A 16690-nucleotide genomic window follows, 5' to 3' on the forward strand; every position below is an offset into this window, starting at 1 on the left:
GCGTTGCCGAAATGTCCTAGTAGCTCCGCTACGAGGACCTTCCGGCGCCTTGCGATCGACCGCACCGGACGCCGCTCCTTCACCCGCTCCCTATTGCCCCCCAGGTCGTAACCCGCGCGGAACGGGACGGGGTCCGACACCACCATGGTGCCGGGCCCCGTCGACACGCCCGTACGGACACACCCGCCGGCGCAGGGGAGTGCCCCTCAGGGGGTTTCTTCGTGCATGTCCGCCGCCTCGACCTCTTCGCGGGTGACGCCGAGCAGATAGAGGACGGTGTCCAGGAAGGGGAAGTTCACCGCGGTGTGCGCGGCCTCGCGTACGACCGGCTTGGCGTTGAAGGCGACGCCCAGGCCGGCCGCGTTCAGCATGTCCAGATCATTGGCGCCGTCTCCGATCGCCACGGTCTGCGCCAGCGGCACCCCCGCCTCGGCTGCGAACCGGCGCAGCAGCCGCGCCTTGCCCGCACGGTCCACGATCTCGCCGACGACCTTGCCGGTCAGCTTCCCGTCGACTATCTCCAGGGTGTTGGCCTGGGCGAAGTCGAGCCCGAGCCGTTCCTTCAGATCGTCCGTCACCTGGGTGAACCCGCCGGAGACGACACCGACTTGGTAGCCGAGCCGCTTGAGCGTACGGATCAGGGTGCGCGCGCCCGGAGTGAGCCGGACCTCGGCGCGCACCTTGTCCACCACCGACGCGTCGAGCCCCTCGAGCAGCCCCACGCGCGCGTGCAGCGACTGTTCGAAGTCCAGCTCGCCACGCATGGCGGCCGCCGTCACCTCGGCGACCTCCGCCTCGCAGCCGGCGTGCGCGGCGAACAGTTCGATGACCTCGTCCTGGATGAGTGTCGAGTCCACATCCATGACGACGAGGCGCTGGGCTCGCCGGTGCAGTCCGGCCGCGACGACGGCGATGTCGACACCGAGTGCCGCGGCGTCGGTGACCAGCGCCGTGCGCAGAGGCTCGGTCTCCACGCCGGACACGGCGAACTCGACGGCCGTCACGGGGTACTTGGCGAGCCGGAAGATACGGTCGATGTTGCCGCCGGTCGCGGTGATGCGGGCGGCTATCGCGGCCGTCGACTCGGCGGTGAGCGGGTGGCCGAGGACGGTGACCAGTGACCGTCCCAGACCGCGCGGACGGTTGTCGCCGAGGCCGGAGATGATCTCCGCCTGCATGTTCACGGATTCCGCCCAGCTGTGGACGGTGGCCCGCAGATCACCCTCCAGCCCGGACGGGGGCACGGTCACGAGGGCGCAGAGGACCATCCGGCCCCGGGTGACGACCTGCTCGATGTCGACCACGTCGACGCCGTAGCCGGCCAGGGTCTCGAACAGGCCGGCGGTCAGGCCGGGCCGGTCCTTGCCGAAGATCTTGACAAGGAGAGTGGGGGCGTCGGTGGTCTGCGAAGCACTCATGGTGCTCCCACCGTATCCGGCACCGAGTGCCTTCCGCGTGTCCGGTCCGTACAGCGGACAGGAAACAGTGCACGAAGAACAGATGACACGCGCCTGCGCCACCGACGACGGTGTGAGGTACGGGCGCGACGGCGTGGGGGACCGGCCCTGTCAGTCGCGTCGCGGCCGCTTGGGCGGGGGAGGAGGCGGGGGCCTGCCCTGGTCCGGGAACGAAGAAGTCCCTCGGGGTCGCTTCGGCGGCCGGGCGGGCGGCTCGATCCGCCCGGTCATCGTGGGGGCGTCGTACACACCACCGGGCGTGGGCGGCGCCCCCGGGTCCGAGGGCGCCCTGGGTGGCACCTCCCCGGGGCGCTCTCGCGGCCGGGTGTCCGGCTCGCGCAGCTCCTTCGGCAGCCGTAGGTACGGGTTCGTGTCCGGGTTCGGCGGGCGGTACGGACTGCTCGGCACGTAGGGCCCCCCGTCCCGGGGCGTCGGCTCGTACGCCGGTGCCGCGGACGCCGACAACCCCGCGCCGCTCCGGGCGAGCGGTGCCGCGCGACTCCCCGCAGCCCCCGTGGCATACGCCAGCAACGCCCCCGCCGCCCCGGCTCCCGCGCCCCACGCCGCACCCAGGAGCAGCGCCACGGCGAGGTGCCCGTGCAGTCCGATTCCCGCGCCGAACGCGTCGAAGCCGAACACGGACAGCGAGGCGTCCGCCGACACGTCCGTCAGCCAGGCCAGCAGCGGCAGTGCCGCCGCCGTCACGATTGCGAGCCGCAGCGCACAGCGCCCCGCGAAGCCCAGAGGACCCGGGCCCCGTACGACCGAAGGAATCGCGCCCGGGACACTCGCGGCATCCCGCGCTCGTACAAGAGGCGTACGCGCCGCGGTCAGGACTCCCGCCAAGAGCATCATGAGGGCCGCGGCGACCGCCAGCAGCCACACCTTGCCGTCCAGCTCCGCCAGACGCCTCAGCGTGACCGACTGGTCGGTCCCCCCACCCAGCAGCCGCTGCAGCGGGTCCGGCAGCACCTTCGCCAGCTCACCCGTGGCCTTGCCGTCCCACGGTACGAACAGGCCGAGCGGGACACCCAGCCACACCCCGTTGGGCGCGCCGACCAGTGCCGCTCCCGCGATCCGCGCCGGATGGTCGTCGCCGATCGCCGCGTACGCCGCCGCCGCGAGCCCCGCGACCACCGCCACCAGCAACACGGTCACCAGCGCGGACACGGCCGGACGCACCACCCGGTGTACCGCTTCCCAGCCACGCGGCAGGGGCGTGCGCCGGGACGCGAGCAGCGCGATCACCAGGACGCCGGCCGCCCACGTGGCGCCGCCCAGCAGGGTGGGCACCGTGTCGACGGTGAAGCCGACCGCGGCCTTCGCGTGGATGAGGTCGCCGATACGGCTCGGCAGCAGCCCGCCGAGGTTCCCGAGCCCGGGGATGTCGACGCCCCCGCTGCCGCCCCCGCCCGGCAGCCTGCTGAGCCCCAGCGAGCCCCCGTCGATGGTGACGATGTCGTGGCCGGCCCAGGCGAGAGAGCCCAGCACCGCCACGAACAGCGCGACCACCGCGCCCGCGCGCGCGAGGAGTTCGGCGGGCGTGACGGCAACTCCCGCCGCACGGACGGATCGCAGGAAGAACCAGCCAAGCAGGAGCGCGCCCACCAGACTCACGCCCAGTGGCGTGATCTGTATGGCGGTCGTCGCCTCGGCCCCTTTCAGACCGAACGCCGACACGTCCCCGGACGGAGTGACCGACCCACCCGCCCCAAGTGCCACCACCGCCGCGATCATCGGCCCGAGCGAGCCCGCCGCATCAGCCTGGAGCAGATGCAGCCCGAGCGCGGCCGTCCCCGCCATTCCGACCAACGCCCAGCTCACGGAGGTGATGGCGGACAGCAGCACATCCGTCCATGGCAGCCTCCTGCCGTCTTCCGCGGTCCCGATGCCCATCGTCAGTCCCCCGATCCGCGCCGCGGCGTTCCACCGTGGGTGTCCCCCTCGCGGGGAATTACCACTCTCCGGGCCGGTTTCACCTCCGTCAACGGGACGCTGCCCAGCGCGTAGGGCCCACTCTTCACAAGGCCCGACTTTCGGTCAGAGGGCTGAGCCTGAAATAGTTCCCCACGATGTTCGACATCCCTAGACTCCCTGTGACGGGGGTAACTCGGGGGACAACTCAGTGGGGCATGGAGTGCCGGAACTCGTACTGGAATTGAACGGACGTACCTGGACGCTCGATGCGTCCAGGCCACACACCCTCGGACGTGATCCGCAGGGGGACATTGTGCTCGACGACGCCAGGGTGTCCTGGCGTCACGCCACGATCAGCTGGAACGGCCGTAGTTGGGTGATCGAGGATCACGGCAGTACCAACGGCACGTTCGTACAGGGCCAGCGGGTCAACCAGTTGGAGATCGGGCCCGGCTCGGCCGTGCATCTGGGCAACGCGACCGACGGGCCGCGCCTGAACGTGTCCGGCACCGTGTCCGCCGCCGCCCCACAGGCCCAGCCTCAGCAGCAGCCGTACGCGGCCCAGGGCGCGAACGCCGGATGGCCGCAGCAGGCGCCGCAGCAGCAGGCTCCTCAGCAGAGCTGGCAGCAGCCGCAGCAGGCCGCTGGGAAGATTCCGCAGCAGCAGGGCGCCGGCGGTGGCGCGGGAGCGTCGCCGGTCTACGGTGACCGCAGCCCGACCACGTTCCACCAGCTCGCCCTCGGCCGAGTGATGCGCATCGGCCGTGCGCTGGAGAACGAACTGGTCGTCTCCGACCTCCAGGTCTCCCGCCACCACGCCGAGTTCCATGCCACGCCCGACGGTCGTTTCGAGATCCGTGACCTGGGCTCGCACAACGGCACGTTCGTCAACGGTATGCCGATCGGCAAGGGCGGCTCGGCGCTGCTCGGCCCGAACGACATCGTCGGTGTGGGTCACTCGACGTTCCGTCTGGTCGGCGACCGGCTCGAGGAGTTCGTCGACACCGGTGAGGTCTCCTTCTCCGCCCGCCATCTCACCGTCACGGTCGACGGCGGCAAGCAGATCCTCAAGGACGTCTCCTTCGGCGTTCCCGAGAAGTCGCTGATCGCGGTGATCGGCCCGTCCGGCTCCGGCAAGTCGACCCTGCTGAAGGCGCTCACGGGATACCGCCCCGCCAACCAGGGCGACGTCCTCTACGACAACCGGAACCTCTACAAGCAGTTCGCCGAACTGCGCCAGCGCATCGGCCTGGTCCCGCAGGACGACATCCTGCACAAGGAACTGACGGTCAAGAAGGCCCTCAAGTACGCGGCCAAGCTGCGCTTCCCCGCCGACACCACGGCCGCCGAGCGCGATGCCCGTATCGACGAGGTGCTGCGCGAGCTGAAGCTGGACATCCACAGGGAGAAGAAGGTCACCTCCCTCTCCGGTGGTCAGCGCAAGCGCGTCTCGGTGGCTCTGGAGCTGCTCACCAAGCCGTCGCTGATCTTCCTGGACGAGCCGACCTCCGGTCTCGACCCGGGCATGGACCGCGACGTCATGCAGCTGCTGCGCGGCCTCGCCGACGACGGTCGTACGGTCCTCGTCGTCACTCACTCCGTGGCGGAGCTTGCGCTGTGCGACAAGCTGCTGGTGATGGCGCCCGGCGGGGCCGTCGCCTACTTCGGACCGCCGGAGGAGGCGCTGAACTTCTTCGGCTACGAGACCTGGGCCGATGTCTTCTCCGCCTTCGAGAACTACCGCGACTACGACTGGGCGGGCCGCTGGAAGGGCTCGCAGCACTACCAGATGTACGCCGCGGACATCGACGCGGTCGCCCCGCAGTCCATCGACATGGCGCCGCAGCAGGCGATCAAGCCGCCCAAACCACAGGGCTGGTTCTCCCAGCTCGGCACCCTGATCCGGCGGTACGTCTCGGTCATCGGCTCCGACAAGGGCTTCCTGGCGCTGACGGTGATCCTGCCGGCGGTGCTCGGCGCGGTGAGCCTGCTCATCGACCACAACCGAGGCCTGCTGGTCAACCCGATCAACCCGAAGACCGGCATACACGTCCCGAACGGCACGGCCACCACGGTCCTGCTCATCCTCGCGGTCGGCGCCTGCTTCGCGGGTGCCGCCAACTCCGTCCGCGAGCTGATCAAGGAACGGGTCATCTACGAGCGGGAGCGCGCCACCGGCCTGTCCCGTTCCGCCTACCTGATGTCGAAGGTGATCGTCCTCGGCGCCGTCACCGTGCTGCAGGGCCTCATGGTCGGCCTGATCGGCTTCTCCAGCCGTGAGATCCCTCAGGAAGGCGTCGTCCTGGGCAACGCCACCCTCTTCGAGCTGTGTCTGCCGGTCATGGCACTCGGCTTCACCTCGATGATGTTCGGCCTGGTCATCTCCGCGCTGGTGAAGACCGCCGAGAAGACCATGCCGCTGCTGGTCATGTTCGCGATCATCCAGGTGGTCTTCACCGGCTGTCTCTTCACTCTGCACGGCACGGTCGGCGTCAACGAGTTCTCGTATCTGATGCCGTCCCGCTGGGCGGTCGCCGCCGCCGGTGCGACGCTGGACTTCAACAACATCGCCCCGAACACGGACGACCCCACCAACACGGATCCGCTGTGGGACCACACGGCATCGGCCTGGGGCCTGGACATGGTCGCCCTGATCGCCCTCGGCGTGGTCTGCGGCTTCCTGGTGGCGCGCTTCCTGCGGCGCCACGAACCCGAGGTCATGCGGAAGTAGCCGGTTCGGTACATGCGCGAAGGGCGGCACCCCGCATGGGGTGCCGCCCTTTCGGCGTGTACGACCAGAGGCCCGCGCCTGCCTCAGTACGCGCTGTTGACGTTGTCGATGGAACCGTACCGGTGCGCCGCGTAGTTGGCGGCGGCGGTGATGTTCGCGACCGGGTCGTAGATGTTCTTCGAGGTGCCGGCCACGTGGTAGGCGTTGAAGGTCGGCTGGATGACCTGGAGCAGGCCCTTGGACGGGATGCCGTTGCGGGCGTTGATGTCCCAGTTGTTGATGGCCATCGGGTTGCCCGAGGACTCCCGAATGATGTTCTTGTGCAGGCCGTGGTACGAGCCCGGGATGCCCCTCTCCTTCATGATGTCGAGGGACTGGCGGATCCAGCCGTCGAGGTTGTTGGAGTAGGTCTTGGCGGCGACCGGCTGGAGCTCGACGCGCTGCGTGGAACGGCTCGCGGTCTTCTGAGCGGTGCGCTCCTTCGCGGCGGCCTTCTGCTTGGCCGCGATGGCCTCGGCCTTCAGGCTGGCGCCGGCGTTCTGGTCGGTGACGCTGGCCTTGACACCCTTGATCGGCTGGTTGCTGAACGTCGCCGGGGCCTCCGCGGCGGCAGCCTGCGTGGTCTGGGGGGTCTGGGCCTGGCTCGGAACTGCGGTGAACGCGACGCCGGCGACGCTCAGGGCGGCCACACCGGTGGCGGTCAGCTTCTGGGCCTTGGTCAGCGTACGACTACGACCACGGAGGTTGATGTTCTTCAGCATTACGGGATAGACCTCTTCGTTTGCGCGGAGGCCGCTCTCGTACCGGCGGGGACATTGGATGTTCCAGCACAAGCGCCGCGGATGTTCACCACTGCGCCGAGCGACGTGAGCCATTCTTAGCGACCGCAAAATCGCCATGCAAAGGTGTGACGTACGATCCCGGGTAGTGGAGGCGGTATGGGCAAAACGGGACAGATAGGAGCATCTGTCCCGCTGGAAAGGCCCTTTGTGTCTCCTATGTGGCTTCGTACGTGACGTGCACCCTATGCGCGGGCTCACATCCGCAGAGTCGAGGTCTTACGTGGAGTTGCGAGAGCAATTCTCTGTGTGATGGGCTTTTCAGGGCAGCATGATGAGCGAGGGAGCGCCGTAGCGGCCGCTCGCCGGGCGCTCGTCCAGCAGCCTCAGGAACGCGGGCACCACGCTCTCCGGCGCCGGCCGCGATCCGTCGTCGACGGGCACGGCCGCCGCGTACAGATCCGTGTCCATGTCCCCCGGGTCGACCGCCCACACCCGCAGACCGGGCTCCTCCTCGCCGAGCACCGCCGCCAGATGATCGAGAGCCGCCTTCGATGCTCCGTACCCGCCCCACGTCTTGTACGCCTCGGCCGCCGCTTCCGAGCTGATCATGATCACCGTGCCCGCGTCCGAGGAGCGCAGCAGCGGCAGCGCCTCCTGGGTGAGGCCCAGCGCGGCCACCACGTTCACCTCCAGTGCCCTGCGCAGACCATCCAGCGTCTGGCCTTCCAGCCGCACCAGCGGCTCGGCGCTCAGCACACCCGCGTTGTTCACCAGCAGGTCGAGCCCGCCCAGCTTCCGGGCCGTCGCCACCAGTGCGGCCCGGTGCCCGGCGTCCGTGACGTCCCCGGGCAGGGCCTCCACGCGCGTTCCGTAGGCGGACAGGAACTCCGCTGTCCCGGCGAGGACCGGCGCGGTCCTGGCGTCCAGCACCAGATCCCAGCCGCGCTCCGCCAGGGCCGCCCCCAGTACCCGCCCCAGACCTTTCGAGGCCCCCGTGATGATCGCAACCGGCATGACTACGTCCCTCGTCCCTTGTTCGGCGCCGCCGGATCGGCGGTGGCCTCAACGTAGGAGCGGGACCCCGTCGGCCGCCTCGGGCACAGGCCGCGGGAAGCAAGGGTCCTTCGTCCTAGGGCCAAGGGCCCAGCGGAGGCCGCCACGGGTCGGATACGCACTGTCACACCTCACCGGTACGGTGAGGTCATGAGCCATGGACCCCGGTCGGGCCTGTACGCGGTGAGCTCCGCGCTGCTGGCCATGAGCAGACACCTGGAGGTGCGCGACGTCCTCAAGACGATCGTCGCCTCCGCCCGAGAGCTGCTCGACGCGGAGTACGCGGCGCTGGGCGTCCCGGACGACCACGGGGGCTTCGCCCAGTTCGTGGTGGACGGTGTCACCGACGAGCAGTGGAAGGCCATCGGCCCGCTGCCGCGCCAGCACGGCATCCTGGCCGCGATGCTGCGCGAGGCGAAGCCGGAGCGGCTCGCCGATGTCCGCAAGGACCACCGCTTCGGGGGCTGGCCGAGTACGCACCCCGAGATGTCGGACTTCCTCGGCCTGCCCGTCCGCGACGGCGACGAGGTCATCGGCACGCTGTTCCTGGCGAACAAGCGCTGTCCGAAACCCGAGGGCAGCTGTGGTTTCACGGAGGAGGACGAGGAACTGCTGTCGATCCTCGCCCAGCACGCCGCGATCGCCCTCACCAACGCCCGGCTGTACGAGCGCAGCCGCGAGCTGACCATCGCCGAGGAGCGCTCCCGGCTGGCGCACGAGCTGCACGACGCGGTCAACCAGAAGCTCTTCTCCCTGCGCCTCACCGCCCAGGCGGCGGCCGCCCTGGTGGACCGTGACCCGAGCCGTGCCAAGGGCGAGTTGCAGCAGGTGGCCGCGCTCGCTGCGGAGGCCGCCGACGAACTGCGCACCGCTGTCGTCGAGTTGCGCCCCGCGGCGCTCGACGAGGACGGACTGGTGGCCACCCTGCGCACTCAGGTCCAGGTCCTCGACCGCGCCCACACCGCAGCGGTGACCTTCACCAGCCGCGGCGTCCGCGCACTGCCCGCAGCCCAGGAGGAGGCACTGCTGCGCGTCGCCCAGGAGGCCCTGCACAACGCCCTGCGGCACTCCGGAGCCGGGCGGGTCGACGTGACCCTGGCGAAGCGCGGTCCGGGCGCCGTCCTGTGGGTCACGGACGACGGCGGCGGGTTCGAACCCATGGCGGTACGCAGTGCGGGGCGCCATCTGGGGCTCGTCTCCATGCGCGACCGGGCGAGCGGGGTCGGCGGCACGCTGACCGTGACATCGGCGCCCGGGAAGGGCACCACGATCGAGATGGAGGTCCCCGGTGGCTGACCCAATCAAGGTGCTGCTCGTCGACGACCACCAGGTGGTGCGCCGCGGTCTGCGTACGTTTCTCGAAGTGCAGGACGACATCGAGGTCGTCGGAGAGGCCGCCGACGGCGCCGAAGGGGTCGCCCGCGCGCAGGAGCTGAATCCCGACGTCGTCCTCATGGACATCAAGATGCCTGGCATGGACGGGGTCGACGCGCTGCGCAGGCTGCGCGAACTCGACCACCCCGCGCGCGTGCTGATCGTCACCAGCTTCACCGAGCAGCGCACAGTGGTCCCGGCCCTGCGCGCGGGCGCCGCCGGTTACGTCTACAAGGACGTGGACCCCGACGCGCTCGCCGGAGCCATCCGTTCGGTGCACGCGGGGCACGTCCTCCTGCAACCGGAGGTCGCCAGCGCGCTGTTGTCCCAGGAGGAGACCAACTCAGGCCAGGGCAGGGGCGGTTCGCTCACCGAGCGGGAACGCGAGGTGCTGGGACTGATCGCGGACGGCCGGTCGAACCGGGAGATCGCCCGCGCGCTGGTGCTGTCGGAGAAGACGGTCAAGACCCATGTCTCGAACATCCTGATGAAGCTCGACCTCGCGGACCGCACGCAGGCCGCGCTCTGGGCCGTGCGTCATGGGGTCAACGGCTGACCGCCGCGGATACGGCATACGGGCCGCGTACGGCGCGTCCCCGGAAGGCCTCCGCCGTTCTCGAGGGCGTGCCACAGTGGGTCCGGCCGCACCGGGCCCCGGGTCACCGCATCTCCCGCGCCTCCACGACGGAGTTGTACGCCGCGACCTGAGCCCGCCGGGCCGTCCGTTCCACCGGCCGCAGCGCCTGGTTCCGCGCCACCATCTCGGAGGCGCTCACCGCACCCCCGTGCCCGTTCTCATGCGCCACCGAAATCAGCAGACCGACCCGCTGGGCCAGCTCCAAGACCCGTGCCGCCCGCGGTGGGTACCCCGGAGCCAGTACCTCCCGCCCCTTTTCGGCCCGTGCCCGGTACGCGTCGATCGCGGCCTCCGCCGCCGGTCCCGACGCCGCCACATCCAGCCGTGACAGCAGCTCCGTCGCGTCGCGCAGCGCCTCCGCGAGCTCCCGCTCGGCCTCTCCGAGCGACGGCACGTCGGCGGGTGGCGCCTCCCGCACGGGCAGACAGTGCCAGACGACCTCGACGTGTACGTCACCCCCCGGCCCCGCCGTGCGCACCTGCGGCACCAGCCCGAACGCGGCCCCGTGACAGACCACCGCCTCCTCGGCATCGATCGCCCGCGCGTTGAACTCCGCCGGTCCGCTCAGTCCCAGGGGGTGCCCCGGCGCGGGCAGCGCGAGGCGCAGGCCCCTCACACCCAGCCTGCGCAGCCGGCCCAGCGCCAGCGTGAGACCGACGGGCGCCGACTCATCCGGCAGCCCCTCGACCCGGTGCACCGCGTCTTCCCCCACGATGGCCGACGCGGCGTCGTCCGGTGAGACAAGTCCGGCCAAAAGGGCATTTCCCCATGCGGTCAGCCGTCCTGAGCGTGGTTCCGAGAGCATGCCTCCACCCTAAGGACCTGACCTAGGGAATGGAGAGGGCGGCCGGTGGCGTAGATTTCATGGGGGCTGCGCCCATCGGCGTGGCGGACCGCGCCCGCAGGCGTACGCGAGAGCCGACACTGGCCACACTGCAAGGGGAGACGACGCGCTCATGAGCGATGTTCTGGAACTGGAGGACGTATCCGTGGTCCGCGAGGGCCGCGCTCTGGTGGACCAGGTCTCCTGGTCGGTGAAGGAGGGTGAGCGCTGGGTCATCCTCGGTCCCAACGGCGCCGGGAAGACGACTCTCCTGAACGTTGCCTCGAGCTACCTCTTCCCCACCAAGGGCACCGCCACCATCCTCGGCGAGACCCTCGGCAAGCCCGGCACCGACGTCTTCGAGCTGCGCCCGCGCATCGGTGTGGCCGGCATCGCCATGACCGAGAAGCTCCCCAAGCGCCAGACCGTCCTGCAGACCGTGCTGACCGCCGCGTACGGCATGACGGCCGGCTGGCAGGAGGAGTACGAGGACGTCGACGAGCAGCGCGCCCGCGCCTTCCTCGACCGCCTCGGCATGAGTGAGTACCTGGACCGGATGTTCGGCACCCTCTCCGAGGGCGAGCGCAAGCGCACTCTCATCGCCCGCGCGCTGATGTCCGACCCCGAGCTGCTGCTCCTCGACGAGCCCGCCGCCGGCCTCGATCTCGGTGGCCGTGAGGACCTCGTTCGCCGCCTGGGCCGTCTCGCCCGCGACCCGATCGCCCCCTCCATGATCATGGTCACGCACCACGTCGAGGAGATCGCCCCCGGCTTCACTCACGTCCTGATGATCCGCCAGGGCAAGGTGCTCGCGGCGGGCCCGCTGGAACTCGAACTCACCTCCCGCAACCTCTCCCTCTGCTTCGGCCTCCCGCTCGTCGTCGAACAGGTCGGCGACCGCTGGACGGCTCAGGGCCTGCCGCTTTCCTGACACGCACCGGAAGGGGCGCCCCGAGACGGCCCGAGACCCATGGGACGAGCCGTCGGGGAACCCGTCGGCACACCGCTGACATCCCCGTCGGCAAACCTGGTCGCCCTCGTCCGACCCTTTCGGTGCCCTGTCCGCGATCCCACCGCGGCCCTACCATGACGATGTGAGCATCGATGCGTGGGTGTGGTGGCTGATCGGAGCGGCGGGGCTGGGCGTAGGACTAGTGATCACCGCGCTGCCGGAACTGGGCATGCTCGCGGTGGGTGCCGTGGCGGCCGCCGTGGTCGATGGTCTCGGAGGCGGTGCCGTCCTCCAGGTGGTCGTCTTCGCCGTCGTCTCCGTCGCGCTCATCGCGGTGGTCCGGCCCGTCGCGGCCCGGCATCGCACCCAGCTTCCCCAACTCCCCACGGGCATCGACGCGTTGAGAGGTAAACAGGCAGTGGTCCTGGAACGTGTCGATGGCACCGGCGGCCGGATCAAACTCGCCGGGGAAGTCTGGTCGGCACGCGCCCTCAACACCGAGCGCGCCTACGAAGTCGGTGAAGAGGTGGACGTCGTGGACATCGAGGGGGCCACCGCGCTCGTCATGTGACCTCGTAGGACTCAACTGAACCGAACAGCCCACGGGGCACGCGACGGTCTGTCAGACTCGACCAGCAAGATCTTCAACAAGCATAAGATCTTCCACAGGCGCCGAGGCGGAGAAGGGGTACGGGGAACGATGGCACCCATCATCATCGTCCTGATCATTCTGGTGGTGTTGGTCTTCATCGCCCTGATCAAGACGATCCAGGTCATCCCACAGGCGAGTGCGGCCATCGTCGAGCGATTCGGCCGCTACACACGGACGCTGAACGCGGGCCTGAACATCGTGGTCCCCTTCATAGACTCCATCCGCAACCGCATCGACCTGCGTGAACAGGTCGTGCCGTTCCCGCCGCAGCCGGTGATCACCCAGGACAACCTGGTCGTCAACATCGACACCGTCATCTACTACCAGGTGACCGACGCCCGGGCCGCGACCTATGAGGTCGCCAGCTACATCCAGGCCATCGAGCAGCTCACCGTCACCACGCTGCGCAACATCATCGGCGGCATGGACCTGGAGCGCACCCTCACGTCCCGCGAGGAGATCAACGCGGCCCTGCGCGGCGTCCTCGACGAGGCCACCGGCAAGTGGGGCATCCGCGTCAATCGAGTCGAACTGAAGGCCATCGAGCCCCCGACCTCCATCCAGGACTCGATGGAGAAGCAGATGCGCGCCGACCGTGACAAGCGCGCGGCGATCCTCACCGCCGAAGGTACGCGCCAGGCGGCCATCCTCACCGCCGAGGGCGAGAAGCAGTCCCAGATCCTGCGCGCCGAGGGTGAGGCCAAGGCCGCCGCGCTGCGCGCAGAGGGTGAGGCCCAGGCGATCCGTACGGTCTTCGAGTCCATCCACGCCGGCGACCCGGATCAGAAGCTGCTCTCCTACCAGTACCTCCAGATGCTCCCGAAGATCGCCGAAGGCGATGCCAACAAGCTCTGGATCGTCCCCAGCGAGATCGGCGACGCCCTCAAGGGCCTATCCGGCGCCATCGGTAACTTCGGCCCGCTCGGCGGCGGTTCGGGCGGCGGCGCCAGCGGATCCTCCGACAAGGGCGGCGGGGGCACGGAGCGGCGCGAAAGGCCGTCGATCGACTGACGGAAAGCAGTGGTACGGCGCTGGGGCCCGCCTCCTGACGGAGGAGGGCCCCAGCCTTGTTGTATTGGTCGGCCTAGGCGGCGGACTGTGTCAGCCACTCCGGCAGCGCTCCGGCGCTGTCGTGCCCGAGCGCCAGCAGCATCGCGTCCGCGGGCGTCGGCTCGAACGGCTGCCGCAGCATCGGCATGTTCGCCTGCTCCGGCGTACGGTTCGCCTTGCGGTGGTTGTCCTCCGCGCACGAGGCCACCGTGTTCAGCCAGGTGTCGCCACCTCCCTGCGACCGCGGCACCACGTGGTCCACGGTCGTCGCCCGCCGCCCGCAGTAGGCACACCTGTGCTGGTCCCGTACCAGAACACCCCGCCTCGACCAGGGTGCCCTTCTTCGGAAGGGCACCCGCACATACCTGCAGAGCCTGATCACCCGGGGCGCCGGTATGTCCACCTCGACGCCCCGCATACGGAGCTCGGGGTGGGACTGCTCGACGACGGCCTTGTCCTGCAGCACCAGAACGACGGCTCGGTTCAACGTCACCGTCGACAGCGGCTCGAAGCTCGCGTTCAGAACCAGCGTGTCACGCATCCAGCCCACCTCCCGTGTGCACCTCTGCCCACCCCCTGGCGGGCTTGGATCAACTCTGGACGGGCACGCCGAGATGGACAACGTAATAAAGATGCCCGCCTCCGATCACTTCCAAGACCAGAGGCGGGCAAACGTTCCGTGAACGTCGGTGGCCGGAGGGCGTCCGTCAGCCGGCGGCCGGATTCTCGTACTCACCGATCAGCTGGGCACGCGCCAGCGCGTGGAATCGCAGATGGAAGCCGACCACCGCCGGGGAGGCGTCCGAGTCCGGGCCGAGCTTCTCCTGGTCCACCGCGTACACCGTGAACACATACCGGTGCGGCCCGTCTCCGGGCGGCGGCGCGGCACCCCCGAAGTCCTTCGACCCGTAGTCGTTGCGCGCGTGGACGGCGCCCTTGGGCAGCCCTTCGAACTTCCCGCTGCCGGCACCCGCGGGCAGCTCGGTGACCGAGGCCGGGATGTCGAACAGGACCCAGTGCCAGAACCCGCTGCCCGTCGGGGCGTCCGGGTCGTAGCAGGTCACGGCGAAGCTCTTGGTCTCAGGCGGAAAGCCCTCCCAGCGCAGCTGAGGCGAGACGTTCCCGGCCGCGTGGACCTGTGCGTCCTTGAGCCTGGCATCCGGCTCGACGTCCTCGCTCGTCAGGGTGAACGACGGCACGGGCGGATGGAAATCGTGGGGCAGCGGCCGCCGCTTGAGCTCGGTCACCTCGGCACCTCCAAGTCGGTGGATCAACCGGTTCCAGTCGTTCCAGAGCCTAGAACCAACTGCGCCTCCCGCCGACCTCCGACAGCCACTGATGGAGATACGCGGCCCAGTCCGTGCCGTGGAAGTCGTGCATACCGACCTGGAAACAGCGGTAGGAGTCGCTGCCCTCGCTGAACAGGCCGGCCTTCTTGTCCATCTCCAGGACGACGTCCATCCCGTGCTCGTCCGCGACGAAGCTCAACTCGACCTGGTTCAGGCCGTGATACTGCGACGGCGGGAAGAACTCGATCTCCTGGTAGAAAGGCAGCCGCTGCCGGGTCCCCCGGATGTGACCGCGCTCCATGTCCGCGCTCTTGAAGCGAAAGCCCAGCTGGACGAACGCGTCCAGGATCGCCTTCTGCGCCGGCAGCGGGTGCACGTTGATCGGGTCCAGGTCACCTGAGTCCACGGCACGCGCGATCTCCAGTTCCGTCGTGACTCCGATATGCATCCCGCGCAGCGACTGCCCGTCGATCATGGTGACGGGAGTCTCCCAGGGGATCTCGAGCCCGAACGGTACGGCGTGCACGGCCCCCGCCTGGAGCTCGAAGGCACCACCGAGTCGCGCCTTCGTGAACTCGATGTCCTGCTTGTACTCCGTGTCGTCGTGCCCCTCGACCTCGACCTTGGCCTGCAGGCCGACGTTCAGCCCCTCGATGGACTGGTTCACGGATCCGCCCTGGATCCGCACCTCACCCTGGACGACACCGCCCGGCACGACATTGGCCTCGGTCAGCACCGTCTCGACCGAAGCTCCGCCGGCTCCAAGGCTCGCGAGCAGTCGCTTGAACCCCATGAATCATCCCTCCCCGGCGACGCCTGTTCCGTCGCCCTGCCGCTTGCGCGCGCTGTCGTACGTGGCTTCCTGGCCACTGGAAACGCGTCCCGACCCCGGGTTGGTTCCGCGCCCACACCTTTACAAGGGTGAGGAGACTCGAACACCTCTGGGACACATCCATCTGGACTACGCTCGGACGCCGTGACCGCGATGCCTGACCGTACGCCCCTCCCCAGAACTTTCTTCGACCGCCCCGTACTGGAGGTTGCACCGGACCTCCTGGGGCGCTTGCTCGTCCGTACCACCCCCGACGGTCCGATCGCACTGCGCCTCACAGAGGTCGAGGCATACGACGGTCCGAACGATCCCGGCTCCCACGCCTTTCGCGGCCGCACGGCCCGCAACGAGGTGATGTTCGGCCCGCCCGGTCATGTGTACGTCTACTTCACCTACGGGATGTGGCACTGCATGAATCTCGTATGTGGTCCGGAAGGCAGGGCGAGTGGCGTATTGCTCCGCGCCGGCGAGATCGTGGAAGGCGCCGAGCTCGCCCGCAAACGTCGGGTCTCGGCCCGGAACGACAAGGAACTGGCCAAAGGCCCGGCACGTCTGGCCACGACCCTGGATGTGGACCGCACCCTCGACGGCACGGACGCGTGCGCCCCGGGAGAGACCCCGTTGCGCATCCTGTCCGGTGCGCCGGTGCCCTCCGAGCAGGTACGCAACGGTCCTCGTACCGGCGTGGCCGGTGACGGGGGCGTCCACCCCTGGCGCTTCTGGGTCGACAACGACCCCACCGTGAGCCCCTACCGGGCCCACACGCCCCGGCGGCGTCGAAGTTGACGACCCCCTGACGAGTGCGTAATGTATCCCGAGCCGCTTGAACCGGGTACGGCGTTTCGCCAGCAGCCGGAAGCGGCCACCCCACTACCTACGACATCCCTTACCGAGGGCAAATTCGGCGTGCCTGAATGCTCGAATTCGCGCTCGTGGAACTCGATTATGAGTTGCACTGGGAATCGACTAACGTAGTGAATGTCGAAAGGCCGCGAGGCGAATGTCTCTCGGGCTCAAGGCGAAACCCACTGACAGGGAATCAGGGTCGAAAGGATCTGATAGAGTCAGAACCGCCGGAAAGGGAAACGCGAGAGCGGGAACCTGGAAAGCACCGAGGAAATCGGGTCGAGAAAAGATCTGA

Annotated in this window: 14 protein-coding genes and 1 pseudogene; 7 read left to right on the plus strand and 8 right to left on the minus strand. The window is 69.1% G+C overall.

Translation table 11 applies throughout. From position 1 onward, the window contains the following. Nucleotides 1-206: 206 nt before the first annotated feature. Both serB and ACWDEX_RS36425 read right to left on the minus strand, forming a co-directional pair. On the minus strand, nt 207-1418 hold the full coding sequence (serB, locus tag ACWDEX_RS36420) for a phosphoserine phosphatase SerB (RefSeq protein WP_450468863.1): 1212 nt from the start codon (nt 1416-1418) through the stop codon (nt 207-209). Between the two features lie 150 nt (nt 1419-1568). Beyond that, entirely contained in the window at nt 1569-3353 is a 1785-nt protein-coding gene (locus tag ACWDEX_RS36425; protein WP_450468865.1) for a streptophobe family protein, read from the minus strand. A 241-nt stretch (nt 3354-3594) separates the two neighbouring features. Between ACWDEX_RS36425 and ACWDEX_RS36430 the strand changes: the two genes are divergently transcribed. Beyond that, complete coding sequence (locus tag ACWDEX_RS36430; protein WP_450468867.1) at nt 3595-6105, plus strand: FHA domain-containing protein; 2511 nt, start codon at nt 3595-3597, stop codon at nt 6103-6105. An 83-nt stretch (nt 6106-6188) separates the two neighbouring features. On the opposite strand, the gene ACWDEX_RS36435 is transcribed toward ACWDEX_RS36430, so the two are convergent. Together ACWDEX_RS36435 and ACWDEX_RS36440 are read right to left on the minus strand one after the other, a co-directional pair. After that, complete coding sequence (locus ACWDEX_RS36435; protein ID WP_450468869.1) at nt 6189-6866, minus strand: transglycosylase SLT domain-containing protein; 678 nt, start codon at nt 6864-6866, stop codon at nt 6189-6191. 339 nt (nt 6867-7205) lie between these two features. Continuing rightward, complete coding sequence (locus tag ACWDEX_RS36440; protein ID WP_450468871.1) at nt 7206-7901, minus strand: SDR family NAD(P)-dependent oxidoreductase; 696 nt, start codon at nt 7899-7901, stop codon at nt 7206-7208. Between the two features lie 189 nt (nt 7902-8090). On the opposite strand from ACWDEX_RS36440, the gene ACWDEX_RS36445 reads away from it, so the two are divergent. Together ACWDEX_RS36445 and ACWDEX_RS36450 are read left to right on the plus strand one after the other, a co-directional pair. After that, entirely contained in the window at nt 8091-9236 is a 1146-nt protein-coding gene (locus tag ACWDEX_RS36445) for a GAF domain-containing sensor histidine kinase (protein WP_450468873.1), read from the plus strand. Beyond that, entirely contained in the window at nt 9229-9870 is a 642-nt protein-coding gene (locus ACWDEX_RS36450) for a response regulator (RefSeq protein ID WP_450468875.1), read from the plus strand. Before ACWDEX_RS36445 ends, ACWDEX_RS36450 begins: the two co-directional genes overlap by 8 nt. A 103-nt stretch (nt 9871-9973) precedes the next feature. On the opposite strand, the gene ACWDEX_RS36455 is transcribed toward ACWDEX_RS36450, so the two are convergent. Beyond that, nucleotides 9974-10756, minus strand: coding sequence for a hypothetical protein (locus ACWDEX_RS36455; protein ID WP_450468877.1), 783 nt, complete (start codon nt 10754-10756; stop codon nt 9974-9976). 151 nt (nt 10757-10907) lie between these two features. Here ACWDEX_RS36455 and ACWDEX_RS36460 point away from each other — a divergent pair. The 3 genes and pseudogenes from ACWDEX_RS36460 to ACWDEX_RS36470 all read left to right on the plus strand — a co-directional run. Next, a pseudogene (locus tag ACWDEX_RS36460) lies at nt 10908-11438 on the plus strand (ABC transporter ATP-binding protein); the annotation flags it as partial. A 430-nt stretch (nt 11439-11868) separates the two neighbouring features. Next, nucleotides 11869-12297: an NfeD family protein gene (locus ACWDEX_RS36465; protein WP_450468879.1), complete on the plus strand. Its 429-nt coding sequence runs from the start codon at nt 11869-11871 to the stop codon at nt 12295-12297. Nucleotides 12298-12426: 129 nt separating this feature from the next. Then, nucleotides 12427-13389 (plus strand): SPFH domain-containing protein, encoded by a 963-nt coding sequence (locus tag ACWDEX_RS36470; protein WP_450468881.1) that lies wholly within the window; start codon nt 12427-12429, stop codon nt 13387-13389. Between the two features lie 73 nt (nt 13390-13462). On the opposite strand, the gene ACWDEX_RS36475 is transcribed toward ACWDEX_RS36470, so the two are convergent. The 3 genes from ACWDEX_RS36475 to ACWDEX_RS36485 form a co-directional block, all read right to left on the minus strand. After that, nucleotides 13463-13969 carry an HNH endonuclease gene (locus ACWDEX_RS36475; protein ID WP_450468883.1) on the minus strand — a complete coding sequence of 169 codons (507 nt, stop codon included), beginning with the start codon at nt 13967-13969 and terminating at the stop codon, nt 13463-13465. Between the two features lie 166 nt (nt 13970-14135). Continuing rightward, the gene (locus ACWDEX_RS36480; RefSeq protein WP_450468885.1) at nt 14136-14675 is read right to left on the minus strand and encodes a YbhB/YbcL family Raf kinase inhibitor-like protein; all 540 of its coding nucleotides are present in this window, start codon (nt 14673-14675) and stop codon (nt 14136-14138) included. A gap of 49 nt (nt 14676-14724) precedes the next feature. After that, complete coding sequence (locus ACWDEX_RS36485; RefSeq protein WP_450468887.1) at nt 14725-15510, minus strand: sporulation protein; 786 nt, start codon at nt 15508-15510, stop codon at nt 14725-14727. 183 nt (nt 15511-15693) lie between these two features. Between ACWDEX_RS36485 and ACWDEX_RS36490 the strand changes: the two genes are divergently transcribed. Then, on the plus strand, nt 15694-16335 hold the full coding sequence (locus ACWDEX_RS36490; protein ID WP_450468889.1) for a DNA-3-methyladenine glycosylase: 642 nt from the start codon (nt 15694-15696) through the stop codon (nt 16333-16335). Nucleotides 16336-16690: the final 355 nt, after the last annotated feature.

It is taken from the genome of Streptomyces sp. NPDC001020 (genome assembly GCF_053599115.1).